Origin of the sequence: Pseudomonas sp. LF-5 (genome assembly GCF_037626295.1) — a bacterium.
Lineage (GTDB): Bacteria > Pseudomonadota > Gammaproteobacteria > Pseudomonadales > Pseudomonadaceae > Aquipseudomonas > Aquipseudomonas monsensis.
Genome location: NZ_JARKMT010000001.1, coordinates 1,025,105 through 1,051,520 on the forward strand (window position 1 = coordinate 1,025,105; position 26,416 = coordinate 1,051,520).

The following is a 26,416-nucleotide window of genomic DNA, read 5'->3' on the forward strand; positions in this document are numbered from 1 at the left end:
TGACACGAATCAGCTGCGGTGACGCCATGGAAGACATTTTCGTCGTGAAGCGCTGCAACAAGATCATCATTCACGGTCGACGCGCCGGAGAAAGCCAGCATGATCCCGCCGAAGCCATTGGCTGGTTTCGTATCTGCGACACGCGCACGGGTGGCTTCATCGGCGATGGCTACGACAGGGAGCAAGACGCCAGGTTCGAATGCGAGCGCCTTAACGCAGCGAGTTCTCTACTACCGGTCCGCCAGTCTTCCGGCTGATGCCGATCACCGGCGGGTCTATACTGAAACCAGCTGAAGGAGCAGCACCCCAACGGCAGAAGGCTCGCGACTTGCGGGCTTTTTGCTGCCGCTCAGCGGTTTCATTGAACGGAGGTGTTCCATGTCCGAAAAAGAGTCCATCACCACCCTCCTCACCCTGCTCGACGCCCGGCAGGCCCGCCTCGCGGCCGCTTGCAAGGAGATCGCCGACTGGGTCGATCATCAAGGCGGACACCCCACCGCCCTGCGTATCCGCGATCGGCTGAACGACATCGAAAAGGATGCGCCGCTGATTCGCAATACACTGTCGGCCCTGAAGCCCGTTGATCGGCCGCTGCCACGGTTCAGATAACGACAAATCAGGTCATCGCGAGAGATGGTCATTGTTGCCGGGCGGCCTTCTGCCCGGCAGTTGCTTGTGTGAGCCGAAAAGTTTCTTTTCACGAAGCCATCACATCGACCCGCTTACAGTGAAATCACTCCTTTAGAGATCACTTTCAACGCCCGCCCGCATGCGGGTGTTTTTTTGTCTGCGATTTGTCTCGCCGAACGCGCATGGCTGCCAGTTGTCAAACCATTACACGTCACTCAGGAGACGGTTCATGGTCATTCATTTCAGCGTCGACGGTCATCTGGCCTGCGGTCACAAAGGTCAGCAACTCTCAGCGAGCAAAGAACTCAATCGCGTGAAGTGCCGTAGCTGCCGCAATACCGATGCGTTCAAGCAGGCAAGAAAAGACCAACGCAATGCAGCACGACGCACTGCCCGACAGGCAAAGAACACTCATGGCGCGGTTGATTGGCGCACACAATGGATTGAGCGGCTGACAGCAATGGCCGGACTTCAGCGCCTGCCGCGAGGTTTCAGTGGGCAGGCATTTGTTTAAAGCTACAAAAAAGCCCAGCTAAATAGCTGGGCTTTCGCTTAAAAAAAATGGCGGCTGTCAGGCCAGTGAACGTACGCAACGCCAATAGGCACAATGAAAATTGCGAACGATCAGAAGTATCCATTAGCGGTAATCCATGGGCATCCGATCAAAATACCGCCCCGGAAACAAACAAGGGCTTGCATCAGCTTTCGCCCGCAAACCCTTGATTAGAGATGGTGCCCGAAGCCGGAATCGAACCGGCACGCCCTTACGAGCGGGGGATTTTAAGTCCCATGCGTCTACCAGTTTCGCCATTCGGGCGGTAGCGCGGTGTTGCTCTCTCCTACTTCGCAGTGGCAATCCTGACAGAGTGCACATGCAAGCAGCAGAGCGGGAAATATATACATCACTTCCCGGTGAAGCAAGTTTGCAATGGCCGTTTTCAAGACTAAATCTTGCTGCGCACTGCAAATAAAAAAGCTCCGTAAATCATGGATCTACGGAGCTTGTTTATAGTGGAGGCCGAGGTCGGAATCGAACCGGCGTAGGTGGATTTGCAATCCACGCCACAAAGCCAAGCAGATCAATAGGTTAGCACGAATTACGTTCCGCAAGCTACTGATTTCAAAGCTCTTGAAAGCCGCGATCTGCAAAGGGTGTATCTGAAGTTGCGGAACATTTTTGGAGTGCCGTTGACACTGCTCACTTGGATCTGACGCAGGATCAGCATCAGCATTAAATCCTCATCTGTATTGCCAAATGATCGACCACGCGAGCCGCTGACATTGCTGTCGTAAGGCGACTCCCTTGGAGCCCTGGACGCTCCTCCCCTCGCGCATGGATCGCGGCCGCTTTCCCGTCCTGCGTGAGCCAAAGCATGCCGCTGTCACCGTGAAATGTTCCAGGAAACTCAACCGCGAGGACTAAATCACAGCGTTCACCCATAGCGTCGGCCTCTACGCCAACCACCACTGCCTCTCTCCAGTGATTCGTTGAACCTGGAGCATTCAGTGCGCTAACGGCAACCAGATTTGAACCTAGCAGCGAGCGAGTATTGCTGACAACGGAGAGCACCTGACCGGAATTTGCCCTCGCTTCCAAGGACGCATCATGAAGACTGAAAAGTCCACAATCTAGATACCCATAGTTACCCGCCAATCCAGCACCAGCGGAATAAGCCAGATAGACACTTTCCCCGGCTTCGACCCATCGCTGCTGATTATCTGCAAAATAGGCAACCTCAGTTGGCGTCGCTGGCCTTCCGTCAGCACCTACCAAGCAATGCGCACAGGAAATGCCGAACACTCCAGCATCTGATGAGGCAAAACAAGACAAGGTCCCTTGTGTTTTGCCATCACTGATGATCGTGGGTGTCGCTGTGTATTGCTCAATCATCCGAGGCCATTCGACAACGTCAGTCGTCACTATCTGATTACCCATTTTGAGAGTCATCGGTACTCTCTTACGCGGGCTCAGCTCGGATTTCGGAATTTTCTCTCGGACAAAGTAAGTGATGCCGAGTTGTCGGGTAAGTTTCCCACCACGTATCTTGATTCCTAGCATAGATCCAAGAATTTCGGTTCTACTTCCAACGCGGTCATCGAGCTCCTTGCGAATAGACGCGACAGCACTTATACGCTCAGTGCTGGGGCCTTTGGCACGGCTCATGACAATGAAACCTTACGCAGCACAGGCGCGGCTCCAGGTTGCTGGAGAATTTCGTAGAGTTCGAATGTTGGAAGATCTTCTTTTTCAGGTTGCGTCGTGCTAAATAGTTTTCTCAGTTCTTCTGCCCAAGCTTGAACAATTTGTAGTGAGTTATCTCTCGTCGTGCTCCCCGTTGGAGATGGGTATTTCTTCAAAATCTCACTTTGGGCGTTGATAACATCGAACTGCTGTTGTGCGAACGGTGCATTGGCAGGAGCTAGGAGTGAGTTTCCTGCCGCTTTCAAGGCCTGCGCTACAGTTTTCAGAGTCCGCAGTTCCTGATCGGTAAGCTCCGGAAGACTACCGTTGGTAGCTTTTCGAAGTATTTCATCCGCTATATCCAAAACCTTTTGACCGGCTACGGACGCCGGAATTGCTGATTGCTGGGTACCAATTGCAGCTCGTATTGATTTGGCCTCAGCCTCCGCCTTCTCTGCGCCTGCACGCGCAGTAACTAAGCCCGAAAGAGAAGTAATCAGCTCTGGCACCTTCGTGTCCGTTTGTTGTCCGAACGATGTCATCTGTCCACCAGCGAGGGACATGGTGAGATTTGCGGAGCCAAATCCCGAGCGAGGATAGGCGTAGATGACTTTTTCAGTATTGGGCAAATAAATTATTGATGCCTCTACAGGCTTGTCTTTAGCACCTGTACGAGACACAAGCAAATACGGTTTAGAGCCATAGACCGGAATGCCGGTTCGAGTTTGTAAGGTAGGATCGGTATAGAAGCTGACCCCGGCGCAGCCGCTTAGCACAGCGACCGCGAGAGCGGATAGCACAATCAAACTACTAACGCGATTCGTCACTAGAACCGTCCTTGGCTCAGAGGAGCCTAGCGAAATATGAGTGATCTCAAACCTAGGCATAGCAAAACGACATCATTTGTCAAGTCAGGTTCCGCCGGACTAGAGCTAAATATTTCTGATATTCAAGAAAACATGTTGGTAAGTTTTTAGTGACCTTGCTGGCAGGAAGCGTAACTCACTCTCTACAATGATGGATTGGGCGTAGCACTCTACCTACGACCCGGCCGGACTGGCTAACCTACTGAAATTGCTTCGCTTTGTAGCAATTTCTAAGCAAGCAGCGATTACTGCCTGACAAAGGTACTATGCTTCTACCTTTCTTGAATGGAGTCGATGCTATGTCAGGGGATTATTCGCTGTCGGATGTGCTCGAGAGGATGTACACCAACCAACTGGCGCTGGAGGCGGCCCTGATGGAGCTGACACTGCATGTAGAACAGCAAGGTGTGTCAGAGGTAGGGGCTAACGTTCGGGGTGCGCTTGACACCATTGGTGAAAACTCCGGCCACATCAAACAGGATCTGGCAAAACTTAAGTCCAAAAATCTTTAAGAAGCATTTGACACTTTTCGAAGGATAGTCGCCCCCCCTATTGTGGAACCGGCATTCAAGCAATAGCGTCAGCTATCCTGACGTGTCATAGCTGCCAAATTGACATCGATAAAAGTTTACAATATTTGTGTTTAGCGGTATTTCGCATTAGGCCAGGTTGACTTTTGGCATATTGCGAAAAATTAAAAATACATATAAATACATCCATATAATCACATGTCATTACCAAGGAAAGGATCGTGAATCAAATATTTAAGAAATTAGCGGAAGAATTAAAAGCGGTTGAAAATACGATCACCAGCATCATTCCAGAAGCGGTCATAATAAGTCAGCACGCTAACTATTGGGGATGTGCAGGCATTAATAGGGAGTACTTAATTAAACGCGTTCGGGCTTTGCATGAGATAGTCTCCGAAATTGAAATTGAAGTAGAGGACGGTTCGGTTGAGTCAAAAGACTTAGACTACTTCTTACCTGCTTTCGCTTTCATTCGATCCAATACTATCCCTAACATCCCGTCATCGAATGGTCAAGCAGCAATTCCTGCGCTCACGATCACACTTGATGCTCTAGCATTTGCTCTCACACCATATCAAGATTTTGATGAAAAGAAAGCAGTAGAAAATACAAAAGCCCTCCGTAAGTCAACGAATCAAATTCGAGGATTAGAGACTCGACTGCGAGAGCTAGCTCCAAAGACTGCCACCTTGGAGGAGATGATATCAAGAATCGAACAGGCATACGACGCAGCAGATCAACTCCCATCTGATCTCGAGACATTAAAAGAATCTCGACAGAAAATTTATGAACTTTCACAAGAAGCCGAAGCAGATAGAATAAAAGTTCTTTCTTCAAAAGAAGATTCCTCAAACATACTAGGTGAACTATCAAAAATAAAAAAAGAAGCAGATGACATTATAAAAAAATGTCAATCTGTTTTCTCTTCAGCTACAAGTGTCGGTTTGGCTACTGCATTTACTGAAAGATCAAAATCACTAGATTTATCAATGTGGTTTTGGCTAGCAGGTCTAATCGCTGCGCTTGGAGTAGGAGGTTACGTAGGTACAGGGCAATTGCAAGTTTTGACACAGCTATTAACCCGACCTGATGGAGCCTCGGGAACATTGGTCGTACTTAATATTACAATTGCTATTTTGTCAGTTGGCGCACCAGTTTGGTTTGCCTGGCTTGCAACGAAACAAGTTGGCCAGCGCTTTCGCCTTTCGGAAGATTATGCATTTAAAGCATCAATATCTAGAGCTTACGATGGCTATAGCAAAGAGGCTGGCAGAGTAGACCCTAAGCTCGAAGCTAAGCTGTTGGAATCCGCACTCTCTCGACTAGATGAACAACCCCTCCGACTCGTTGAGTCCGCAAGCTACGGTAGCCCATGGCACGAACTTCTCTCTTCTGATGCATTCAAAGACGCAATGAAGTCAGTTCCAAACTTTGCTAGCCAGATAACTAACTTTGCTAAAGAGTCTTTGACCAAAGGAAAATCTCGACCCGATAATTTAGCTGCAAATTCTGCTCAAGCAGTCGTTCCTCCTGGCGAATCAAAGGTCTGAGTAAAACTAAAGTTAACCATCCCTGTTGCGTAATGCGTAAGAGCTAACATTTTGTTGTTTATACAGCTGATCAGCGGCACCAGATGTTACGCTAGGCCTCCTACTGCTCCGGCCCAGAGCATGCCTGGGCTTGGGCAGTTGCGTAAATGTTCCTTAAATCGGCTGCGCGCGCCCCTTTCCATTGTGTTTCGATGGTTGGCTGATGACCATTAGCCCAGACTCTCTCTAAGCGGCTTTTTGAACGGGTGGCGACACCACCAAGGTTTCGCCTCTCGCTTCGCTCGCTCCCAGTCGTGTTTGAGTAAGAATGCCAGCCGCTTGGAAAACTCAGGGAGGCGCTTCGCAGGTTCTTTGCAGTCAGCAAGCTCTTCAATGCACTTGAGGATGGCGACATCTTCAGGATCATACGGATTCAGCAGCAGCTCAAATACCATCCGCAGCTCGGTTAGCGATGATTTTCTAACCTCGGTGGCTGGACCAATCGCTGCCTTGTGCACCTTGATCGCATTGACCCTAATCTGCTCTCGCCATTTAGCGCGCTCTTGGGTGACATTCTCGATTTGGATCTTCCGCTCTGAGTTCACGAGACTGACATAGCCTCCGACTAGAGCGGACACCACTGCGGATGTTAGCAACGTCTCAAGCATCAACGCATTTTTCCGTTAACTGGTTGGGTCGATCGAATGGCATTCATGGCCGACGCTCCCTCATTAGCAAGCAGGGCGTGTATGTGGGCGAGGTTGATCGCCCGACAGAGATCAACAGCACGGCCTTCTACACTGGTTACATCACCAACTCGCACGCCCGGAAGCTTTTCACCGTCGATCCACTCCTCCTCGTCCACCATGGTTGTGTAGCGTGCCATGTAGTCCGCAATATCGCTGACGTCCACGTGGTGGGCCCCCGCATGGGCCAGCGCATCGGCGTAGTGTATGAGGTTCCAGCCAAACCGTTCTTCAAAGCCGGCCACGCGTACGGCTAATGGGTCAGCAATGGTCAACTGCGGGGCGTGATCGAGGATGAGCTTCCGCATCCACTCGGCAGTTTTCATCCCTGCGTTGATGGCGGCAAAGTGAATACGCTGGGTTTCAAGTGCATTGAAACGTAGTGTTGGCTTGTACTCTGTTGACATATTCCTGCACCTCAGAAGGCTTGCCGGCAAGTGCCGGCACCGAATGCGCAAATAGTGCCGGCATTTGCCGGCACTGTCAACCTACCAGCTTTCCCTCTACCGCTATATGTTATGTTCGATCAGTTGCACCTGCACACCAGATCGAGTGTTACGGCGATCGTTCCTTCAGTACTCCTGTAACTCGTAAACCCCACCAGAACGGATCAAAAGCTCGCGAACCTGCGCCGTGGTGGCTGGTTCGTCAGGACCAATGGCCCATTCATCAAGACCGTGATGAACAACCCAAGTGTCTCCAATCACCCAAGTGATAGGCCACTTTCCGTTCCAACTGCAGAGCCGCGTCATAACCTCTATCAGCAAAGGATTCATCGGATCATCTGGTGCATCCTGCATCGCATTTTCCCAGCAGTTATTGACCGGTCGCTCTAGCTTTTGCCACCTCTACACCGAGAGCAAAAGCGAGAACGCCGCAGGCATTCGCCCACTCAGTGCTGGCCTTCTGGTACTCGGTGTGAAACTGCTCTGTTTGTGCCGGAGTTACCGGTGCGGTCAGCTCGCGATAAGCCTTAGCCAAGGCATAGCGAGGCTGATTGGCGGCATCAACAGCAGCTAGTAGCTCCAACAACGGTTCAGCGTCGATCATCAGTGCCATGTGTTTCTCTCCATTTATCAGTTTCGCGGACGTGAAAGCAGCGCCCCCTCTACGGGCTTAGCCAGCGCTGGGCGGGCTTGGTGGCACCGCGGACTTTCCTTGAAGCCCCGGCATACCAGGGCATGGTTCGTTACAGGCTCTTGGCCGATTCGAGGATTTCGGTAATCAGCATTTTGAGGTCGGCGGCATCTTCGGGCTTGAGCGAGATCTGCCAAAACAGGTCGCTGCTGCTACCACCACATACATTTACCACCGGAATCTTCTCGAAGGTCATCGTAGTGTCTTCGAAGCGCAGCTGGCCCAGTTTCACCGCCATCTTGGTGTAGGGTTGACCGATGTCGACATGCAGGAAAAACGGCGACACCTGAAATTTGACCGGCTGAGCGCCCGATAGGGCAGCAATTGGGTAGTACTCACGGGTTTGCATCAGCATTAATTGGATCCCTATTCAGTTGTTTTATTCTCTTGCGGGGACAGACACGTGCCAATTTTCTTAACTTACGGGTCTTATCCTGGTCGGTACGGTTGGAGCAACTGTTCTTGAGCGCGATCGGTCAAGCGCTTGAAGAATTCTTCCAGTCCATCACACGAAGCCATTACACCCACGCCGAGCGCATAACCGCGTGCAGCTCCTTTAGCATTAGCCAATTTCAGAGCGTCCTTTGAAGACAGCACTTCTCCAACCAGAATGGCTGCGAGCTTTTCAATTGTTGGCTCCAGCCGAAGAGTGCTCAAGTCCTTCAGGACAACTGCGAGATAATCCAGATCCACACCGGAGGTTTTCAGGTCCTGAAGGTACTCAACCTGCATGTTTTCAACAGAGATCATCTTTGCAACTCCTTCCATGGACGCGGTAATCGCGCCGGTAATACTGCCGCGGCCCAGCTCGATGGCTGGGCTTTGGCATGACCGGGAATTTCCCCTAATCATTCGAAGTTGACCAAGGTCCACTCAGGGAACCGAGCGCGTCCCACCTCGAAATGTCCCGCAATCTTACGAAGCAGATCACCGAATTTCTCTGCATCGATCTGTCCAGCGTCATGCATACACTGTGCATAGCCTTTGCAGTATTGGTGCGCTGCAATCAACGTTTCGGTATTAGCGGCGGTATCCATATCCAACATGGCAGCGTGCACAATCTTAAACATCTGGTCGGTTGTTTTACTCATGATTTCCTGCTCGCTCTTGAACCGCAAAAGCCGCGCTTCTCTACTGCCTCGGCCCCACGTTTTGATGGCGGGGCTTGGGGAAAAGCGGGCGATCTTCCTCTAACGTTGCGAATCCATAGCAAATCCCTCTCTGATCCATCGGTAGATCCGGTAGAGCAGCGCTGGAATCACATATGCCAAAATGGCGCACAGCACGACAACCAACCAGCCAATCGGCTTTACTTGAGTGAAGCCGTGAGAAAGGAAGCCGATTGCGGCGATCCACCAAACAACAAACAGCACGCCAACTACCGCGCAAACTCTGCGTACCCCTTCCGGTAGACGATTCATTCGATTCTCCCTTTCGCGGACGCAAAAACCGCGTCTCTTCACGTCCTCGGCCCCGGCTGTTTGACGGCCGGGGCTTGGGCTACAGCGGGCGATTTCTCCTGTCATTTGCGATTCAAATAGGAGAAAGCTCGGATAACGGCACGGCTCAACCCTCCAGACAGAATCACTAGCATCCCATCAAGCTCAGTTTGTTCCAATTCCATCGTAATGATTTCGAACTTGTCGGGAAGGGCATAGACGGTACGGGGCTGTCCTAGCTTGATGCTCGATGTTCCAACGTGACACGTCAGCCCGGAAAGAATGGACCAGCTTTGCGCGTACTGACGCTCGTCAATCAAACCTTGCGAAAGCAATGAAGAAAGCTTCAGGTCGATAGCTTCATAACCGATATACGTTGACTGATGTTGAGGAATATTCATGATCTTCCGTTATTCGTGGAGCTGGTGGTGACGCGATCCATAGAGAGCAACCAACTGGCCTCCAGTAAAGCCTACCACCACTTATTTCGCGGTGTTCACGGAAAGTATCAAGGGACGCTCAGAACAGTCCACCCAACGCCACCGGCTCCCAATTCGTGATCACCAGCTCGCCGCCCACCTCGGCTTTGCTTTGCCGCTGGTTGGTATTGGAGTAACGGATGTCGAGTGTCTCGAAGTGGAAGCCTTCGAACACACGGCGGATGTCTGGGTGGTCGTTGATACCAACACTCAAGCCAGGCACACAAAGCGATTACCAAAAGGGCCTTAAGCAGCTCCGGAATGCATTCGAATCGGCCCCAATCGAGGCAATCTCGCCACAAGTGATTGCTCAATATCGTGACGCGCGCACGGCAAAGGTACGGGCGAACCGGGAGATAGCCCTACTATCTACCATGTTCACCTTTGCTCGCGAGTGGGGCCTGACTGACAAGGCCAACCCCTGCTTCGGCCTGCGGCGGAACAAGGAGACGCCACGGGACTTCTACGCCGGCGATATCATTTGGAATGCGGTCTACGACGAAGCTGGGCAGGATCTTAAGGATGCAATGGACTTGGCATACCTGACCGGACAGCGTCCGGCTGACGTGCTCAAGGCATCCATCACCGATCTCAATCATGGCTTTCTGATGGTTGGCCAAGGCAAAACGGAAAAGCGCCTTAGGATCCGCCTCTACGACGGCGACAACGAGACGGACCTTTGCGTCCTCATCAACGGCCTACTTGATCGACGAGCCCAAGCTGGCACCAGAACATCGACTCTGATCACCAACCAGGCCGGCTTACGCATGAGCTACAACATGTTGCGCAACCGCTGGGACGAAGCCCGGGAAAAGGCAGCGTCCAAAGCAGCTATCGACGGTGACTCGGAGCTGGCCAGTTCGATTCGGAAGTTTCAATTCAGGGACATCCGACCGAAGGCAGGCAGCGAAATCGAAGACATAAAGGCGGCCAGCCGCCTACTTGGCCATTCAACGGAAGAAATGACTAAAAAGGTGTACAGGAGGGTTGGCGAAATTGTAAGTCCAACCAAATAGCGCACACCCCTCCTCCAAATGCCGCAGTTTGTCTTAAGCTGCGGCATTTACGTTTTTTGTTCAGGGTCTACGACGCTTCCACTACCATGCGCATTCCTAGGCCAGCTTTTTTTCGACAATTCTCGCGCCTCATTTGCAGTGATACCTAAAGCCTCAGCTGCTCTGTCAAACTCATAGGAAGCAAGACTGGCGCGTGCCGCACTTCCGACGATCCCATTCCCGATCGATCCCAGCCCTAAAACAGTGCGCACATTGCTAGGATAACTAACTTCGATAGCTGGTTCCGGGCTCAACGCTACTCTATGTTCAAGCTCGCGAACACGACCCGAAAGGGATCGCGTATTGGCTAAAATTTCAGCCAAGATACTGTCTTCCGATCGCGGCTCAACATACTCTTCCTGCGGGGAAGCCAATAACGTTGCAGCAAAATCAGCCTCAAATTTTGGCCAGTATGTATCAAATACTTGCTGAAGGATGCGCTCATCCAAGCGAGCAGCTTCCAGGCATGAGTTCAACGAGCTTATTAGACCCCACATCGAAGTTTGGTCCGGAGTTGTATGATTGAACTGTGCCAAAGGATCCTCTATATCAGCGGGTCCCAAGTCAATCAGAAACGTACAGACTCTGTTGGTGCTCAAGCCCTTGGCGAGAGCTCCGGTTTCAAAAAGAATCCAAGGTTTGTTTTTATTTTCTTGGGTTAAACACACAATACCTGCCGCCGTTTCTCGCAACTGATCGGAAATTTCAGAAAACCATATTGCGCCCTTATCGATGTGGCGCGTGGAGATCCAAGGTTGAGAAGCCTGCAATACACATTTAATCCAATCACTCAACAACTCGGCCACAAGTTTGCTTCGTTTGCCCGACCAACTTACAAAAACTTTCATTCCGTGATCCTTTTTATCGAAAACCCAATCACAATATGTCACACGCATGTTGAGAAAAACACACTGACACAGCTTAAAGATGGCATTCCGCCATGGAACCATGTACGAGGTTCATGACGCTACGATTCAAGGTGAAAAAAGGCTCGATTGCGGAACACCTGTCAAAAATTGCGGAACACCCCGCTTTCTCGCAGGCAATAAAAAACCCCGTAGATCATTGATCTACGGGGTTTTCAATAGTGGAGGCCGAGGTCGGAATCGAACCGGCGTAGGTGGATTTGCAATCCACTGCATAACCATTTTGCTACTCGGCCTCAAAGCATTTGCTGTCAGTAGCACAACAACAAACACGTACAAATTGGAGCGGGAAACGAGACTCGAACTCGCGACCCCGACCTTGGCAAGGTCGTGCTCTACCAACTGAGCTATTCCCGCTTGGTGATGCGCATTCTATAGAATTAAGAAGCTCCGTCAACCCCTTGATTCAAAAAACTTTTATTTCTTTTCGACGTCGGTCTTCAGATGCGGCCAGGCGGCGCGAAGGTATTGAACCATCGACCACAACGTCAGGCCCGCCGATACCATCAGCAAGGCGTAACCCAGAACAACCCAGAAGCTGAAGTCCTTTGGGTTGGCCAGCAGGATGACCAGCGCAAGCATCTGTGCTGCGGTTTTCCATTTACCGAGATTGGAGACTGCAACATGGGCACGAGCGCCGAGTTCCGCCATCCATTCGCGCAATGCCGAAACGACGATTTCGCGACCGATGATGACGGCAGCCGGCAGTGTAAGCCAGAAGTTACCGTGTTCTTGCACTAACAACACCAGCGCCACGGCAACCATGAGCTTGTCGGCCACCGGATCCAGGAACGCGCCAAACGGCGTGCTTTGTTCCAGTCGACGAGCCAGGTAACCATCCAGCCAATCCGTTGCAGCGGCAAAGGCGAACACCGAAGCGGAGGCCATATAGCTCCACTGGTAAGGCAAATAGAACAGCAATATGAAGATCGGGATGAGCAGGACGCGTAGAACGGTAATCAGATTAGGGATATTCATCGGCACAACTGGCTACGAGGTGAGGGGGCATTCTACTCGCTATGCAGGTTTGCATAAATCGACTCTGCGAGCTTTTTACTGATCCCCGGGGCTTTGGCGATCTCTTCGATGCTTGCACGAGACAGCTCCTGCAATCCACCAAAATGTTTCAACAAGTCGCGACGACGGGTTGGCCCGACGCCCGCAACGCCTTCCAGCGTTGACGTTCGGCGGGTTTTGCCACGACGTGCACGGTGGCCGGTAATCGCGAAACGGTGGGCTTCGTCGCGAATCTGCTGGATCAGGTGCAGCGCTGGCGAGTCACCACGCAACGTGAACTCGTGCGCTGCATCATTCAGATACAACGTTTCGAAACCAGCCTTGCGCGTGGCGCCCTTGGCGACCCCGAGAAGGATGAGATCCGGCACTGCCAGTTCGTTGAGCACATCGCGGGCCATCGACAGCTGCCCCTTGCCACCGTCCACCAACAGGATGTCCGGCAACTTACCCTCGCCTTCCTTCAGCTTGCTGAACCGGCGCGTCAGTGCCTGGTGCATGGCGGCATAGTCGTCCCCCGCCGTGACACCTTCGATGTTGTAGCGGCGGTAATCCGACTTGATTGCGCCTTCCGGGCCGAAGACCACGCAAGAAGCGACCGTCGCCTCACCGCTGGAATGGCTGATGTCATAGCATTCCAGCCGCTGCGGCGGCTCATCCAGATTCAACACTTCAGCCAGGGCTTCGAAGCGCGCGGCAGTGTGCTGACGATTGGCCAGTCGCGCACCCAGCGCCTGCTCGGCATTGGTGACGGCCAGTTGCTGCCAACGCGCTCGCGTACCGCGAACCCGATGACTGATGGCCAACTCCCGGCCACGCAACTCATGAATGGCTTCGATCAATGTCGGAAAGTCTTCGTGCACGACGTTGACGATCAGTTCGCTGGGCAAGTCGCGTTCGGGACTGCTGATGAAATACTGCCCCAGGAACGCCGCCATGACTTCGGAAACGTCTTCTTCGATCCCGACCTGAGGGAAGAAATTCTTGCTGCCCAATACACGCCCGCCACGAACACTGATCAGGTGCACACAGGCGCCACCCGGGTTGACGAATGCGGCGATGACGTCGATATCCCCGGTGCCCCCCTCCATGCTTTGTTGATCCTGAACCCGACGCAACAGCGCGATCTGATCACGCAACTCGGCGGCGCGCTCGAACTCGAGATTGATCGCCGCCTCTTCCATCGCCGTGGACAATTCATTGGTCAAGGCATGACTGCGCCCTTCAAGGAACATCACCGAGTGACGCACATCTTCGGCGTAGATCTCAGGCTCGACCAGTCCGACGCAAGGCGCCTTGCAGCGTTTGATCTGATACTGCAGGCACGGCCGGGTACGGTTCTTGTAGTAGCTGTCTTCGCATTGACGGACGAAAAAAGTCTTTTGCAACAAGCTGAGACTTTCACGGATGGCACCGGCACTCGGATACGGACCGAAATACTTGCCCTTGGCCTTTTTCGCGCCTCGGTGGATGCTCAGCCGCGGGAACTGTCCATCGGACAAAAACACATAGGGGTAAGACTTATCGTCGCGCAGCAGGATGTTGTACGGCGGCCGCCATTCCTTGATCAGCGTCTGCTCAAGCAGCAACGCCTCGGTTTCGTTGGCCGTGATGGTCGTTTCGACTTGAGCGATGCGCCCGACCAGCGCCGCAGTTTTCGGTGCCAGGCCGGTCTTGCGAAAGTAGCTGGCCAGGCGCTTCTTGAGGTTTTTCGCCTTGCCGACATAGAGCAGGCGCGCGTCGCTGTCGAACATGCGATACACGCCCGGACGCCCACTGACCGTCGACAGAAAGGCGCCGGAATCGAAAGTTTCAGTCATGGTCAGGCGCTGGCATCGACCATGCCGTGACGCACCGCCAACAATGTCAGTTCGACGTCGCTGCTGATCGAGAGCTTCTCGAAGATGCGGTAGCGGTAAGTGTTCACGGTTTTCGGCGACAAACACAATTTGTCGGAAATGATCTGCACCTTCTGACAGCCAACGATCATCAACGCGATCTGGATTTCGCGTTCGGACAGGGCGTCAAACGGCGAATCATTGGTGGGCTGGAAGGATTTGATCGCCAACTGTTGAGCGATCTGCGGGCTGATATAGCGCTGACCGGCAAAGACCAGACGAATCGCCTGGACCATTTCCGGCAACCCGGCGCCCTTGGTGAGATAACCGGCAGCACCTGCCTGCAGCAGCCGCGTCGGAAAAGGATCCTCTTCACACACGGTGACGGCCACCACTTTGATGTCGGGGTGACTGCGCAAGAGTTTGCGCGTGGCTTCCAGGCCACCGATGCCAGGCATCTTGACGTCCATCAGGACCACGTCAGGTTTCAACTCACGGGCCTTGATCAGGGATTCTTCACCTGATTCGGCCTGACCCACCACCTGCAAGCCATCGATATCGGCCAGCATGCGTGTAATGCCTGTACGAACGAGATCATGGTCGTCGACCACTAGCACCCTAATCAAGCAGACACCTCGCGATATGGTCTTATTGGGATGCGGGACACCTTAGCAAAAAGTGCCGGGCAGACCTAGCGGAAAGCCGTATTTAAAAAGTTTCATTTCATCTTTCAGGGCTTGCCAGCCAAGGGTTTCAGCGCACAGGTGTACTGATATCAAGCTGCATCCGCAAGAAACACTCGTCTTCACCCTGGACCCGTAGTCCTTTTCTTTCATACAAATATTTTGCCGGGTTGTTTTCGAACACCGTGAGGCGCATCGCCGGTCGTCTTTCCTTGCGGGCCATCCCGATAACCTGATCAATCGCCCAGGATCCCGCGCCCTGCCCCTGAAACGTTTCTGCAATTTGCAGTTCACGGATATACAGCGCTCGCGCATCACGACTCAGGCTGAAAAATCCCACCACCACATCAGCGCGCACGATCAGCCAGCTTTCGCGTCCCGACCAGGCCACATCGAACGCTTCGTCCAGCCACAACAAATCATGTTGAATGTAGTACCGCAGCATATTCTGACAGGTGAGATTGCGCGAAAACGCCAGATCATCAGGCGTGGCAATCCGTAACCGGTAGGTCATTGTGCCTCCGTCACGGCAATGACTTGCCCCTGCCAGGTCCCTCCCTCTTGCCGGGCAACGACCAACACGTCACCAGCATCCGGCGCAGCGACGATCAGCGAACCGTCGGCGGACCAGATCGCGCTACGCCCGGCTGACACCCATCCGCCAGTAGAACCACCGTGGTTAGCCATTAACACGACCATCGAATGTTGACGAGCGTATCCCTGCAGCAGAGCGGTATCGGGGGCATAGCCTTTTTCGCTGATCAACACGCCAGCCGCGTAAATATCGGCTCCCTGCTCAGCGGCGGCAGCGGCATGACTGGCGTAGCTGAAGTCGGCGCAGACCGCCAGTGCTACGGTCTTACCGGCAACATCCAGGGTCGGCCCGCCTTGCCCCTCGGCATAGATCACCTCCTCTCCTGAATGCAAATGCTGTTTGGTGTACACACCCAGCGAACCGTCAGCCCCCAGTATCAAAGCACCTATCAACACGACGGGCTTCTCCGGCAATCGAACCGGCATGCCCACGACCGTCGTGACATTCAGCTCACGAGCCAGATCGCGCAAGGGTTGCAATACCGGGTCTTGCGGATGGATGGCCAACGATGCAGCCACCGCACCTTCGTACCCGGTCAGGGACAATTCCGGAAACACCAGCAACTCGACACCCTGTGCCGCCGCGACCGTCATGAAGCGCTTGTGACGGGCAATATTGGCGGCAAGATCGCCAGCAATCGAGATGGCCTGGGCAGCGGCGATAATCAGCGTCGACATGAATCTTCCTTGCTGGTTCAGATGAGTCATGGAGTGTGTCACAACTTTTGAGGCGCTCGATCAATAGGCATTGAACGGCCTACGCAATAGCATTTTCTGATTGCTCCAGCCCATTGGCCTCTAGTAAGCTCGGCGCAACCATCGGAGACAACCCATGTTCAACGCCCTCTCTCAGCTACGTACCGCCAGCGCCTTGCGCTCGGTTTCGGCTGCGCGGGCGACTGACATTTGCGCTCCGGTCAGCTTTTATTTTGGGTATTGGTTTAGCCACTGGCGCGCCTGATACCCACACGGCGCCCATAAAAACGGGTCGCCACCAGAGAATTCTCAACCCCCGGTCGGCCTCCCGACCGGGGGTTTTGTTTTTTCAGGCCCGAACCTTTTTCAGCGACACACCAGACACTTTGAGGAATTACCTAATGAACTACGCCACTTATTACCGTTACGACAGCTTTAGCGCCTGGCGATTTACCAGCTTCCGCTCGGGACAGCCTGCCGCCTCCGATCGGTCACCTACAGGTGGCAAGCACACACACGTAGCCAATACGGCCAATTGTCGAACACCCCAGTAGGGCCGAGTGCGCGGGAAGAACCCGCCGCCTGCCCAGGAAGACCGAATATGAACTCGTCCGTTTCTGCTCTGCCACTGTCCACACTCGACTCCGCCAACGAAGCGCTGACACTGCGTCTGCCCAGCTCGTTGCAACTCAAACAGCAACTGCCTTTAAGCACCGTCCTGAGCCAGCAAGTCGCCGCTCAACGTCAGGCAGTTCGCGCGATCCTCAACGGTGAAGACCAGCGACTGCTGATCATCGTTGGCCCCTGCTCCATCCACGACCCACAGTCCGCCCTTGAATACGCCGGCAAACTCGCCCGACTGGCTGACGACGTTCGTGACGACATGCTGCTGGTGATGCGTGCCTACGTCGAAAAACCACGCACCACGGTCGGCTGGAAAGGCCTGGCCTATGACCCGCACCTGGATGGCAGCGATGACATGGCCGCAGGGCTGACGCTTTCCCGCGAACTGATGCTGGAAATGATCAGGCTGGGATTGCCGGTGGCGACCGAACTGCTGCAACCCATGGCTGCCGGTTACTTCGATGACCTGCTCAGTTGGGTGGCCATTGGCGCCCGCACCACCGAATCGCAGATCCACCGCGAAATGGCCAGTGGTCTCGGTATGCCAGTGGGCTTCAAGAATGGCACCGATGGCGGCGCGGCCATCGCCGTCGATGCCATGCGCTCGGCAGCCCACCCACACCGGCATTTCGGTGTTGACAGCCAGGGCCATCCGGCGATTATTCAGACCCCGGGCAACCCTGATACCCATCTGGTGCTGCGTGGCGGCCACAAGGGCCCGAACCATGATCGCGAGAGCGTGGCCAAAATCCATGCCGATCTGGATCGACTGAAAATCCCGAGCCGAATCATGGTCGATTGCAGTCACGCCAACAGCGGCAAGGACCCATTGCGTCAACCCGCTGTTTTCAATGATGTACTCGAGCAACGCCTGCAGGGTGATCGTTCACTGATCGGCATGATGCTGGAGTCCCATCTGTTCGAAGGCTGCCAACCCCTGAGCACCTCACTACGCTATGGCGTATCGATCACTGACGGATGCCTCGGTTTCAACGCCACCGAACGCTTGCTACTGAATGCCGCGCAGCGTCTGGGCGCGCATTCCGCAGACTGACCAGAAGGCCTGCCCTCCGGCATCATTGAGAACCGGAGGGCTGACGCCGCTGCCCTCAAGCTTCTATCCGCACCTGTGTCACTGCAGATTCCTGACTGACCTCGTCCAGACGTTCCACGGTATAGGCAACCCGCACGGTTCCTCCGTGATGTTCGCGCCAGAACCGATGGGGCACGATAAAGATCAGCGGCTTCCCTGCGGTTTCCAGAGTAATTTCCCGGTCATCCCGGTGATTGAAAAAGTCACCGTCACACTTCAGGTAGACCAACTCGCCTTCTTGCGTCTGTGGGTTGCCGATCACAACGGTCACCCCATCTATCGAGTTTTCCGTACTGAGCACGCCATCCTCGGCTTCCAACACATCGGGAGCGTGCAGTTCGCCACGATGGAACGGAGTAATGCGAAGCCTGGTCGGCTCCGATTCGCGCACTGCCCCACCGACCTGCTCCACGCGGTAACTTACCGTCACCTCACCTCCAAGCTGCGCGGCGATGTGCTCGGGAGCGACCCAGAACGACAAGGGTTGCGCAACGGCGAAGGTTTCGATCTTCAAAGCATCGTTGAACGCCGCCGGCGACGTGTCGCCACACCATGTCAACGAGACCCGATCGCCTGAAGACATTCGGGCGTAAGGCTGAAACATGACGAGCACACCATCCCTCACCCGGGCCGGATCGAGCGTACCGCCGATGACACCTTCGACATGCGGCGCCAGCAGCTGCGGCTGTGCATCCCCCACTGACAGCTGCAACCGTGCAGACATTGCGGGTTCGGGCAGGTTCGCGCTGACCAGTGTCCAGTAAACCTCAAGCGAACCACCGTCCAGTGCAGCAATGTGCATACCCTTGATAACAAAGATCACGTCTTTGCCAACCTGGGATTCGCTGACGAAGCGAACCATTTCATGCTGATAGGCAAAGCCTTCTATATCCAGGCCGTCCCAGCTCAACAGCAATTGATCGCCACACGCCATGTTTGCATAGGGAGCGATCCTGACGATGACCTTGTTCAGGGAAGGATCCAGCGCTGCGCCTTCGAGGGCATCGAGCGTCGCCGCCGGCAACGGCACCTCGGACTGGCACATGCTGACGGGATGGCGCATCCGATAGCAAAACTCGATTTCGTGGGTGTTCATTCGTGGCTCCATTCCTTGGATAAGACGCCAGCTACATCAATGGCGTCGACGACAAATATTGAACGCCATTGTGGTGGTCTTCGCTGTCAGCAAAATGCGCCACAACCCTCGGGCAAAAGCCACGGACCAAGTAGGCCGGCAGGCAATAAATCCGCTTGATCCGTCAGAGGACGTCCACAACTTCCGATTCGGGCCTCACAAAAAACAGAAAACACCTACGTCATCTAGTCCAGATTCATCCGCGAACCTGGGTTTCTTCGTACTTCTCCAACCGTATGAGTGTTTTAGAGTGACCCACAGATTTTCCCGATGAACTTCTGTGATAAAGGTAAGAACATGCGACGGAATGCTACAACTCGCTATCCCATACTGTTGATACACGGCCTGTTCGGATTTGAACGCATTGGCCATTTCGAGCTCTTCCACGAGGTCAAGGAAGCACTTAAGACAACAGGCAACCGCGTGTTCATTCCGCATCTGTCGGCCACGCACAACAACGAGGTGCGGGGCGAGCAACTCCTCAGGCAAATCGATCGTGTCCTCGCAGGCACCGGCGCTGCAAAAGTCAATCTCATCGGTCACAGCCAGGGCGCACTCACTGCCCGGTACGCTGCTGCGCACATGCCACACGTCGTCGGCTCGGTCACGTCGGTCAGCGGGCCGAACCACGGCTCGGAGCTGGCTGACTTCCTGCGCAAGGCGCTGGTACCGGATCAACTGCCGGATTCCGTGGCCCTGAATGTGGTCACACTGTTTTCCGAGTTTTTGACCCTTATGAGCGGCAGCACAACGCTGCCACAAAGCGCACTCGCCGCGCTCAACGCCCTGACCACCGAGGGTGTCAGTCGCTTCAATGACAAATACCCGCAGGGCCTGCCACACACCTGGGGCGGGCATGGCGCGGAGTTGGTTGACGGTGTTCGCTATTATTCCTGGAGCGGCACCTTGCCCACGACCAAAGCCGCCATGCTCGACCCGGTACACGCCCTCTGCCGTGGATTGTCGGAATATTTCACTACCGAGGCCGGACAAAACGACGGATTCGTCGGCCGCTACAGCTCGCACCTGGGCACCGTGATCCGCTCCGACTATCCGCTGGATCATTTGAGCAGTCTGCGCCGGCCTGTTATCGGCGCATCCGCGCTGCCGGACCCGATCCTGCTGTACATCGAGCATGCCCTGCGCTTGCAAGCCGCAAACCTGTAAAAGCCAACAGCGATCACCGAACGGAACTTTGCCGAGAATTCGCCCACTGAATCCGGTAGGCTCCACACTTTACTGAATTAGATTGGAGAGTTTCCCCATGGCTAAAGCCACTGCCCGCCACATCCTGGTTGCCACCGAAGACAAGTGCAACGAACTCAAGACCCAGATCGAAGCTGGCGCTGATTTCGCTGAAGTTGCCAAAAACAACTCCACCTGCCCTTCCAGCCGTCAGGGCGGCGACCTGGGTTCCTTCGGTCCTGGCCAGATGGTCAAGGAATTCGACACCGTGGTCTTCAGCGCACCGATCAACGTCGTGCAAGGCCCGGTCAAGACCCAGTTCGGTTTCCACCTGCTCGAAGTCACCAGCCGTCAGGACTGATCCGTCGCCTGATTGCTCTGCAACGGCCCGCCTTTTGGTGGGCCGTTGTGTTTCAGTTACATATACGGCTGGCGACTGACGCGCCTCTCGCGTACAAATTGCGCTTATCGATTTCCCGGTTCCAAGGCTGACAATGCGACTGGTTTTTCCCACATTGATGCTCACCGCCCTCGCCCTGTTGTCGGGCGCCGCCGGTGTGGACGCTGCACCGCAACACGCGTTGACCGTTTATGGCGAGCCGGCCAAATATCCTGCCGGTTTCAGTCACTTCGACTACACCAACCCGCAGGCGCCCAAGGGCGGCACGATGCGCCGCTCGGCGATCGAGATCGGTCACTTCGACCATGTATTGCCGTATATCGACAAAGGCATCGGCGTCACGCAAATCGACGGACTGCTGTACTCGCCGCTGGCTCAGCGCTCGATGGATGAACCCTATACCGTTTACGGGCTGGTGGCAGAAAAGATGGAGCGCTCGGAGGACGGACTCGCGCTGCGCTTTTTCATCAATCCCAAGGCTCGCTTCGCCGACGGCAAGCCGATCACCGCCGAAGACGTGCGCTACACCTATGAACTGCTGATGACCCAGGGCAGCCTGCGTTATCGCACGCAGTTCGCCGATGTCAAAGGCGTCGAAGTGGAAGCACCGCTGATCGTACGCTTCGATTTCAAGAACAACGAAAACCGCACGCTGCCTCTGGATATCGCGACCCTGCCGGTGTTTCCCGAACACTGGTGGAAGAGCCGCGACTTTGCCGGCGGTGGCGGTTACGAACCGCCACTGGGCAGTGGCCCCTATCGCGTCGGCAAGGTCGACTCGGGGCGCAGCATTACCTTCGAACGCAATGCCGACTGGTGGGGCAAGGACCTGCCGGTCAGTCGCGGCCTCTATAACTTCGACCATTTCAGCATCGAGTACTTTGGCGACACCGACGTCGCCCGTCAGGTGCTGCGCGGAGGCGCGTATGACTACAACCGCGAGTTTTCCGCCACCGGTTATTCGATCGGCTACGACAGCCCCGCCCTGAGCGACGGGCGCCTGCAAAAGGCTCATCTGGCCACCGAAGCGCCGCAATCGGCCCAAGGGTTTGTGTTCAATCTGCAGAAACCGATGTTCAAGGATCGCCGTGTGCGCCAGGCACTGGCGATGCTGTGGGACTTCGAGTGGAGCAACCGGCAGATGATGCGCAACCTGTACATCCGCCAGCAAAGTTACTTTTCCAATACCGATCTGGCCGCTCGCGAGTTACCGGACGCAGCGGAGTTGAAGATTCTCGAACCGCTGCGCGGACAGATTCCCGACGAAGTCTTCACCACGGTCTTCGAGGCACCGAAGACTGACGGCAGTGGCTTGATCCGCGATAAACAACTGCAAGCCCTGGAACTACTTGAGCAGGCCGGCTGGAAACCGGACGGCGATCAACTGGTGAATGCCGATGGCGAACCGCTCAGCTTCACGTTCCTGGTCAGCCAGAACGGCATGGACCGCCTGCTGCTGCCGTACAAACGCACACTGAAACAGATCGGCATCAACCTGGATATTCGCCGCATCGACTCTTCGCAATACGTCAATCGCCTGATGAGCCGGGACTACGACATGATCGTCACCGGCTATCCGGTGACCACCTCGCCGGGTGGCGAACTGCTCAACTACTTCGGCTCTGCGTCGGCCAACGACCCGGGGGCCAACAACTACATGGTGCTGAAAAACCCGGCGGTCGACACCTTGATCAACGGACTGATCCGCGCCTCCACGCAATCGGACATGCTGCACTATGCCCACGCCCTGGATCGGGTGCTGCAATGGAATTACTACTGGATTCCCAATTACTACCCGCCGGGCACTTCGACCGTGTGGTGGAACCGCTTTGGCATCCCTACGATTCAAGCCAGTAATGATGAAGCGATCGAGAGCTGGTGGGAAATCAGCCGCACGCCGCTGACCAACCAACAGATGACCGCCGAAAAAATCGGCCGTGGCAGACCCGGAGGGCCGCACTGATGTGGGGTTACATACTGCGGCGCCTGCTGCTGATCATTCCGACGCTGGTGATCATTCTGCTGGTCAATTTCGTCATCATCCAGGCCGCGCCCGGCGGTCCGGTGGAACAGGCGATCGCCCATCTGCAAGGCATCGGTGGTGGCGGCAACGTCGGCGGCGGTTCGGGTGAAACCATGAGCGGCACCTCGCGCGCGAGCCGGGGCCTGGACCCGCAACTGATCAAAGACATCGAAAAACAGTACGGCTTCGACAAACCAGCCCATGAACGCCTGTGGCTGATGCTCAAGAATTACGCCCGACTGGATTTCGGCAAGAGCTTCTTTCGCGGTGCCACGGTGACTGACCTGATCCTGGAAAAAATGCCGGTCACCATTTCTCTCGGATTATGGGCGACGCTGATTACCTACCTGGTCTCGATCCCGCTGGGCATCCGCAAAGCCGTGCATCACGGCAGCCATTTCGATATCTGGAGCAGCACCGCGATCATCATCGGCTACGCAATGCCGGCGTTCCTGTTTGCGATGTTCCTGATCGTGGTGTTTGCCGGCGGCACTTCGCTGAACTGGTTCCCGGTACGCGGCCTGGTCTCGGACAACTTCGAATCACTGTCGACCCTGGGCAAGATCGCCGATTACTTCTGGCACCTGGTGTTGCCGGTCACGGCGCTGGTGATCGGCGGCTTCGCCACCCTGACGATTCTGACGAAAAACTCGTTTCTCAATGAAATCACCCGCCAATACGTGGTGACCGCACGGGCCAAGGGCTTGAGCGAACGTCGGGTGCTTTACGGCCACGTGTTCCGCAATGCGATGTTGCTGGTGGTGTCGGGCATTCCCCAAGCCTTTATCAGCGTGTTTTTCGCCGGCTCGTTGCTGATTGAAGTGATTTTCTCCCTCGATGGCCTCGGTCGCATGAGCTACGAAGCGGCCGTCTCGCGGGACTATCCAGTGGTGTTCGGCTCGCTGTTCATCTTCACCCTGTTCGGCCTGCTGATAAAACTGATCGGCGACTTGTGCTACACCCTTGTCGATCCGCGCATCGACTTCGCCGCGAGGAACGCCTGATGCTCAAGCTCTCGCCGTTGGGCCGTCGCCGTTTCGAGCGATTCAAGAAAAACCGCCGGGGCTGGTGGTCGTTATGGCTGTTCATCGGCCTGTTCCTGCTGACCCTCGGCGGTGAGCTGATCGCCAACGACAAGCCGCTGGTGGTCAGTTATCAGGGCCAGTGGTACTTCCCGGTATTCAAACGCCACACCGAACAGGAGTTCGGCGGGCAACTGCCGTTTCAGGCCGACTACCGCAGCGACTATGTGCAGAACCTGATTCGCAAGGACGGTGGCTGGCTGCTGTTCCCGCCGATTCCGTTCAGCGACGACACGCCGAACTATGACCTCAATAAACCGGCGCCGAGCCCGCCGACATCGGTCAACTGGCTGGGCACCGACGATCAGGCGCGGGATGTCCTCGCGCGGGTGATTTTCGGCGCCCGGGTGTCGATTCTCTTCGCGTTGATGCTGACCTTTGTCAGCGCCCTGATCGGCATCGCTGCCGGTGCCTTGCAAGGTTATTACGGCGGCTGGGTCGACCTGCTCGGGCAGCGCTTGCTTGAAGTCTGGTCGGGGTTACCGGTGCTGTACCTGCTGATCATCCTCTCCGGGTTTGTCGAACCGAACTTCTGGTGGCTGCTGGGGATCATGGCGCTGTTTTCGTGGCTGGCACTGGTGGACGTGGTACGTGCGGAGTTCCTGCGCGGGCGCAACCTGGAATACGTCAAGGCTGCACGGGCGCTGGGCCTGACAGATCGCAAGGTAATCGTCCGGCACATCCTGCCCAACGCCATGAACGCGACGTTGAGTTACTTGCCGTTCATTCTGACCGGGGCGATTTCCACCCTCACCGCACTGGACTTTCTCGGCTTCGGCATGCCCGCCGGCAGCGCCTCGCTGGGCGAACTGATCGGTCAGGGCAAACAGAACCTGCAGGCACCGTGGCTCGGGCTGACAGCGTTCTTCACCCTGGCGCTGATCCTTTCTTTATTGGTGTTCATCGGCGAAGCGTTACGCGACGCGTTCGACCCTCGATCCTGAAGCGTGGCCATGACTGACAATCTGATTGAAATCCGTAACCTCAATGTCGCTTTCCATGGCCAGCGCGTGGTGCGCGACCTGTGCCTGGACATTCGCCCCGGTGAGTGTCTGGCGCTGGTTGGCGAGTCCGGTTCGGGCAAGTCGGTGACGGCCCACTCGATTCTGCAATTATTGGCAGACAGCGAAGCGCAAACCACTGGCAGCATTCGCTATCGCGGTCAGGAGCTGGTCAGTGCGGACCCCAAGGTCTTGCGTGAGCTGCGCGGTAACCGCATCGCGATGATCTTTCAGGAGCCGATGACCTCGCTCAATCCGCTGCACACCATCGAAAAGCAGATCGGCGAAACCTTGCTGCTGCACCGCGGCCTCGGTGGAAAAGCGGCGCAACAGCGCATCCTCGAACTGCTCGAACTGGTCGGCATCCAGAAACCCAAAGAGCGGCTCAAGGCCTACCCGCACCAATTGTCCGGTGGACAACGACAGCGGGTCATGATCGCCATGGCCCTGGCTTGCGAACCGGAATTGTTGATTGCCGATGAGCCGACCACTGCCCTCGATGTCACCGTACAGCGCAAGATTCTGCTGCTGCTCAAGTCCCTGCAACAACGCCTCGGCATGTCGCTGCTGCTGATCAGTCACGACCTCAATCTGGTGCGCAGCATTGCCCAGCGTGTCTGCGTGATGAAGGCCGGAGAAATCGTCGAACAGGCGCCCTGTGAAACGCTGTTCAGCGAACCGAAGCATCCTTACAGCTGCGTGCTGCTCAACGCCGAACCCGAAGGTGAAGCCCTGCCCCGGGATGAGCGCGAGAATGTGCTGGAGGTCGATGATCTGCGGGTTGAGTTTGTCGTCGGTGGCGGTCTGTTTCAGCGCAAGCAATACCTGCGCGCCGTGGATGGCATCAGCCTGAATATCCAGCGCGGCAAGACCCTGGGTATCGTTGGCGAATCCGGTTCGGGCAAGTCGACGCTGGGACAGGCGATCCTGCGTCTGCTCGATTCCGAAGGCAGCATCCGCTTTCAGGGCGAAGCGCTCGACGGCCTCAATCAGAAACAGCTGCGTCCCTGGCGTCGGCAGATGCAGGTGGTGTTTCAGGATCCGTTCGGCAGCCTCAGCCCGCGCATGTCGGTGGCGCAGATCATCAGCGAAGGCCTGGAAGTACACTGCGAATCGAACGCCGAGGAGTGCGATGAGCAGGTGATTCGTGTGCTCAAGGAGGTCGGCCTCGACCCCGCCAGTCGTCATCGTTACCCCCACGAGTTTTCCGGCGGCCAGCGTCAACGCATTGCAATCGCACGGGCACTGGTGCTCAAACCGGCGCTGATTCTGCTTGATGAGCCGACTTCGGCGCTGGATCGCACGGTGCAGAAACAAGTGGTTGCCCTGCTGCGTCAGCTTCAGGAAAAGCACGGCCTGACCTATCTGTTCATCAGCCACGACCTAGCGGTGGTGCGGGCACTGGCCCACGACATGATCGTGATCAAGGACGGCAAGGTGGTCGAGCGCGGCGCCAGTCACGAGGTGTTCGATTCGCCGCAGCATCCTTACACCAAGGAGCTGTTGGCGGCGGCGCATCCGGGGTAGGC

The 26,416-nt window shown here is 55.4% G+C and carries 31 protein-coding genes, 3 tRNA genes and 1 pseudogene; 13 read left to right on the forward strand and 22 right to left on the reverse strand.

What is annotated here, in order from left to right:
• Nucleotides 1-26 precede the first annotated feature (26 nt).
• From PseuLF5_RS04625 to PseuLF5_RS04635, 3 genes are all read left to right on the forward strand, one after another.
• Nucleotides 27-257: a hypothetical protein gene (locus PseuLF5_RS04625; protein WP_340133037.1), complete on the forward strand. Its 231-nt coding sequence runs from the start codon at nt 27-29 to the stop codon at nt 255-257.
• Between the two features lie 121 nt (nt 258-378).
• Entirely contained in the window at nt 379-609 is a 231-nt protein-coding gene (locus PseuLF5_RS04630; RefSeq protein WP_008082703.1) for a hypothetical protein, read from the forward strand.
• 250 nt (nt 610-859) lie between these two features.
• Entirely contained in the window at nt 860-1,144 is a 285-nt protein-coding gene (locus PseuLF5_RS04635; protein ID WP_128615308.1) for a hypothetical protein, read from the forward strand.
• 216 nt (nt 1,145-1,360) lie between these two features.
• On the opposite strand, the gene PseuLF5_RS04640 is transcribed toward PseuLF5_RS04635, so the two are convergent.
• The 3 genes from PseuLF5_RS04640 to PseuLF5_RS04650 all read right to left on the reverse strand — a co-directional run bounded on the left by PseuLF5_RS04640 (nt 1,361) and on the right by PseuLF5_RS04650 (nt 3,639).
• A tRNA-Leu gene (locus PseuLF5_RS04640) sits at nt 1,361-1,447 on the reverse strand.
• 414 nt (nt 1,448-1,861) lie between these two features.
• Nucleotides 1,862-2,794 carry a hypothetical protein gene (locus PseuLF5_RS04645; RefSeq protein WP_340133038.1) on the reverse strand — a complete coding sequence of 311 codons (933 nt, stop codon included), beginning with the start codon at nt 2,792-2,794 and terminating at the stop codon, nt 1,862-1,864.
• Nucleotides 2,791-3,639 carry a hypothetical protein gene (locus tag PseuLF5_RS04650; protein WP_340133039.1) on the reverse strand — a complete coding sequence of 283 codons (849 nt, stop codon included), beginning with the start codon at nt 3,637-3,639 and terminating at the stop codon, nt 2,791-2,793. Before PseuLF5_RS04650 ends, PseuLF5_RS04645 begins: the two co-directional genes overlap by 4 nt.
• Before the next feature lie 338 nt (nt 3,640-3,977).
• On the opposite strand from PseuLF5_RS04650, the gene PseuLF5_RS04655 reads away from it, so the two are divergent.
• Nucleotides 3,978-4,190, forward strand: a complete 213-nt coding sequence (locus PseuLF5_RS04655) for a hypothetical protein (RefSeq protein ID WP_340133040.1) — start codon at nt 3,978-3,980, stop codon at nt 4,188-4,190.
• Between the two features lie 239 nt (nt 4,191-4,429).
• Entirely contained in the window at nt 4,430-5,758 is a 1,329-nt protein-coding gene (locus PseuLF5_RS04660) for a hypothetical protein (protein WP_340133041.1), read from the forward strand.
• 209 nt (nt 5,759-5,967) lie between these two features.
• Here PseuLF5_RS04660 and PseuLF5_RS04665 read toward each other — a convergent pair whose 3' ends face one another.
• From PseuLF5_RS04665 to PseuLF5_RS04710, 10 genes and pseudogenes are all read right to left on the reverse strand, one after another.
• The gene (locus PseuLF5_RS04665) at nt 5,968-6,405 is read right to left on the reverse strand and encodes a hypothetical protein (RefSeq protein ID WP_340133042.1); all 438 of its coding nucleotides are present in this window, start codon (nt 6,403-6,405) and stop codon (nt 5,968-5,970) included.
• Nucleotides 6,405-6,890 (reverse strand): hypothetical protein, encoded by a 486-nt coding sequence (locus tag PseuLF5_RS04670; RefSeq protein ID WP_340133043.1) that lies wholly within the window; start codon nt 6,888-6,890, stop codon nt 6,405-6,407. Before PseuLF5_RS04670 ends, PseuLF5_RS04665 begins: the two co-directional genes overlap by 1 nt.
• Nucleotides 6,891-7,055: 165 nt before the next feature.
• The gene (locus PseuLF5_RS04675) at nt 7,056-7,283 is read right to left on the reverse strand and encodes a hypothetical protein (RefSeq protein ID WP_340133044.1); all 228 of its coding nucleotides are present in this window, start codon (nt 7,281-7,283) and stop codon (nt 7,056-7,058) included.
• A 16-nt stretch (nt 7,284-7,299) separates the two neighbouring features.
• Nucleotides 7,300-7,542, reverse strand: a complete 243-nt coding sequence (locus PseuLF5_RS04680; RefSeq protein WP_340133045.1) for a hypothetical protein — start codon at nt 7,540-7,542, stop codon at nt 7,300-7,302.
• Between the two features lie 130 nt (nt 7,543-7,672).
• Complete coding sequence (locus tag PseuLF5_RS04685) at nt 7,673-7,975, reverse strand: hypothetical protein (RefSeq protein ID WP_340133046.1); 303 nt, start codon at nt 7,973-7,975, stop codon at nt 7,673-7,675.
• 74 nt (nt 7,976-8,049) lie between these two features.
• Entirely contained in the window at nt 8,050-8,370 is a 321-nt protein-coding gene (locus tag PseuLF5_RS04690) for a hypothetical protein (RefSeq protein WP_340133047.1), read from the reverse strand.
• Between the two features lie 98 nt (nt 8,371-8,468).
• On the reverse strand, nt 8,469-8,711 hold the full coding sequence (locus tag PseuLF5_RS04695) for a hypothetical protein (protein ID WP_340133048.1): 243 nt from the start codon (nt 8,709-8,711) through the stop codon (nt 8,469-8,471).
• Nucleotides 8,712-8,810: 99 nt separating this feature from the next.
• On the reverse strand, nt 8,811-9,041 hold the full coding sequence (locus tag PseuLF5_RS04700; protein ID WP_340133049.1) for a hypothetical protein: 231 nt from the start codon (nt 9,039-9,041) through the stop codon (nt 8,811-8,813).
• A 101-nt stretch (nt 9,042-9,142) separates the two neighbouring features.
• Nucleotides 9,143-9,460, reverse strand: a complete 318-nt coding sequence (locus PseuLF5_RS04705) for a hypothetical protein (RefSeq protein ID WP_340133050.1) — start codon at nt 9,458-9,460, stop codon at nt 9,143-9,145.
• A gap of 118 nt (nt 9,461-9,578) precedes the next feature.
• Nucleotides 9,579-9,746, reverse strand: a pseudogene (locus PseuLF5_RS04710) (DNA adenine methylase); the annotation flags it as partial.
• 166 nt (nt 9,747-9,912) lie between these two features.
• On the opposite strand from PseuLF5_RS04710, the gene PseuLF5_RS04715 reads away from it, so the two are divergent.
• Nucleotides 9,913-10,554, forward strand: a complete 642-nt coding sequence (locus tag PseuLF5_RS04715; RefSeq protein ID WP_429541002.1) for a tyrosine-type recombinase/integrase — start codon at nt 9,913-9,915, stop codon at nt 10,552-10,554.
• Nucleotides 10,555-10,601: 47 nt separating this feature from the next.
• Here the strand turns inward: PseuLF5_RS04715 and PseuLF5_RS04720 are convergent, their stop codons facing one another.
• The 8 genes from PseuLF5_RS04720 to PseuLF5_RS04755 all read right to left on the reverse strand — a co-directional run bounded on the left by PseuLF5_RS04720 (nt 10,602) and on the right by PseuLF5_RS04755 (nt 16,326).
• Entirely contained in the window at nt 10,602-11,441 is an 840-nt protein-coding gene (locus PseuLF5_RS04720) for a hypothetical protein (RefSeq protein ID WP_340133051.1), read from the reverse strand.
• A gap of 240 nt (nt 11,442-11,681) precedes the next feature.
• A tRNA-Cys gene (locus tag PseuLF5_RS04725) sits at nt 11,682-11,755 on the reverse strand.
• 45 nt (nt 11,756-11,800) lie between these two features.
• Nucleotides 11,801-11,876: transfer RNA gene (locus PseuLF5_RS04730), tRNA-Gly, on the reverse strand.
• 60 nt (nt 11,877-11,936) lie between these two features.
• Nucleotides 11,937-12,497, reverse strand: coding sequence for a CDP-diacylglycerol--glycerol-3-phosphate 3-phosphatidyltransferase (gene pgsA, locus PseuLF5_RS04735; protein WP_123468275.1), 561 nt, complete (start codon nt 12,495-12,497; stop codon nt 11,937-11,939).
• Between the two features lie 32 nt (nt 12,498-12,529).
• On the reverse strand, nt 12,530-14,353 hold the full coding sequence (gene uvrC / locus PseuLF5_RS04740; protein WP_160058208.1) for an excinuclease ABC subunit UvrC: 1,824 nt from the start codon (nt 14,351-14,353) through the stop codon (nt 12,530-12,532).
• A 2-nt stretch (nt 14,354-14,355) separates the two neighbouring features.
• Nucleotides 14,356-14,997, reverse strand: a complete 642-nt coding sequence (gene gacA / locus PseuLF5_RS04745; RefSeq protein WP_024012761.1) for a response regulator transcription factor GacA — start codon at nt 14,995-14,997, stop codon at nt 14,356-14,358.
• Nucleotides 14,998-15,124: 127 nt separating this feature from the next.
• A complete protein-coding gene (locus tag PseuLF5_RS04750; RefSeq protein WP_128613942.1) occupies nt 15,125-15,568 on the reverse strand; it encodes a GNAT family N-acetyltransferase in 444 nt (147 codons plus the stop codon).
• On the reverse strand, nt 15,565-16,326 hold the full coding sequence (locus PseuLF5_RS04755) for a carbon-nitrogen hydrolase family protein (protein ID WP_340133052.1): 762 nt from the start codon (nt 16,324-16,326) through the stop codon (nt 15,565-15,567). Before PseuLF5_RS04755 ends, PseuLF5_RS04750 begins: the two co-directional genes overlap by 4 nt.
• 619 nt (nt 16,327-16,945) lie before the next feature.
• On the opposite strand from PseuLF5_RS04755, the gene PseuLF5_RS04760 reads away from it, so the two are divergent.
• The gene (locus tag PseuLF5_RS04760; protein WP_123468267.1) at nt 16,946-18,022 is read left to right on the forward strand and encodes a 3-deoxy-7-phosphoheptulonate synthase; all 1,077 of its coding nucleotides are present in this window, start codon (nt 16,946-16,948) and stop codon (nt 18,020-18,022) included.
• Between the two features lie 55 nt (nt 18,023-18,077).
• Here the strand turns inward: PseuLF5_RS04760 and PseuLF5_RS04765 are convergent, their stop codons facing one another.
• Nucleotides 18,078-19,157, reverse strand: a complete 1,080-nt coding sequence (locus tag PseuLF5_RS04765; RefSeq protein ID WP_123468265.1) for a hypothetical protein — start codon at nt 19,155-19,157, stop codon at nt 18,078-18,080.
• A gap of 336 nt (nt 19,158-19,493) precedes the next feature.
• Between PseuLF5_RS04765 and PseuLF5_RS04770 the strand changes: the two genes are divergently transcribed.
• The 6 genes from PseuLF5_RS04770 to PseuLF5_RS04795 all read left to right on the forward strand — a co-directional run bounded on the left by PseuLF5_RS04770 (nt 19,494) and on the right by PseuLF5_RS04795 (nt 26,414).
• Nucleotides 19,494-20,363: a lipase family alpha/beta hydrolase gene (locus PseuLF5_RS04770; RefSeq protein ID WP_340133275.1), complete on the forward strand. Its 870-nt coding sequence runs from the start codon at nt 19,494-19,496 to the stop codon at nt 20,361-20,363.
• 97 nt (nt 20,364-20,460) lie between these two features.
• Nucleotides 20,461-20,742 (forward strand): peptidylprolyl isomerase, encoded by a 282-nt coding sequence (locus PseuLF5_RS04775; protein ID WP_123468263.1) that lies wholly within the window; start codon nt 20,461-20,463, stop codon nt 20,740-20,742.
• Between the two features lie 133 nt (nt 20,743-20,875).
• Nucleotides 20,876-22,744 (forward strand): extracellular solute-binding protein, encoded by a 1,869-nt coding sequence (locus PseuLF5_RS04780; protein WP_186745779.1) that lies wholly within the window; start codon nt 20,876-20,878, stop codon nt 22,742-22,744.
• Complete coding sequence (locus PseuLF5_RS04785; protein ID WP_123468259.1) at nt 22,744-23,808, forward strand: microcin C ABC transporter permease YejB; 1,065 nt, start codon at nt 22,744-22,746, stop codon at nt 23,806-23,808. The genes PseuLF5_RS04780 and PseuLF5_RS04785 overlap by 1 nt, the downstream gene beginning before the upstream one ends.
• Nucleotides 23,808-24,830, forward strand: coding sequence for an ABC transporter permease (locus PseuLF5_RS04790; RefSeq protein ID WP_123468257.1), 1,023 nt, complete (start codon nt 23,808-23,810; stop codon nt 24,828-24,830). The genes PseuLF5_RS04785 and PseuLF5_RS04790 overlap by 1 nt, the downstream gene beginning before the upstream one ends.
• Before the next feature lie 9 nt (nt 24,831-24,839).
• The gene (locus tag PseuLF5_RS04795; protein ID WP_340133053.1) at nt 24,840-26,414 is read left to right on the forward strand and encodes an ABC transporter ATP-binding protein; all 1,575 of its coding nucleotides are present in this window, start codon (nt 24,840-24,842) and stop codon (nt 26,412-26,414) included.
• Nucleotides 26,415-26,416 lie beyond the last annotated feature (2 nt).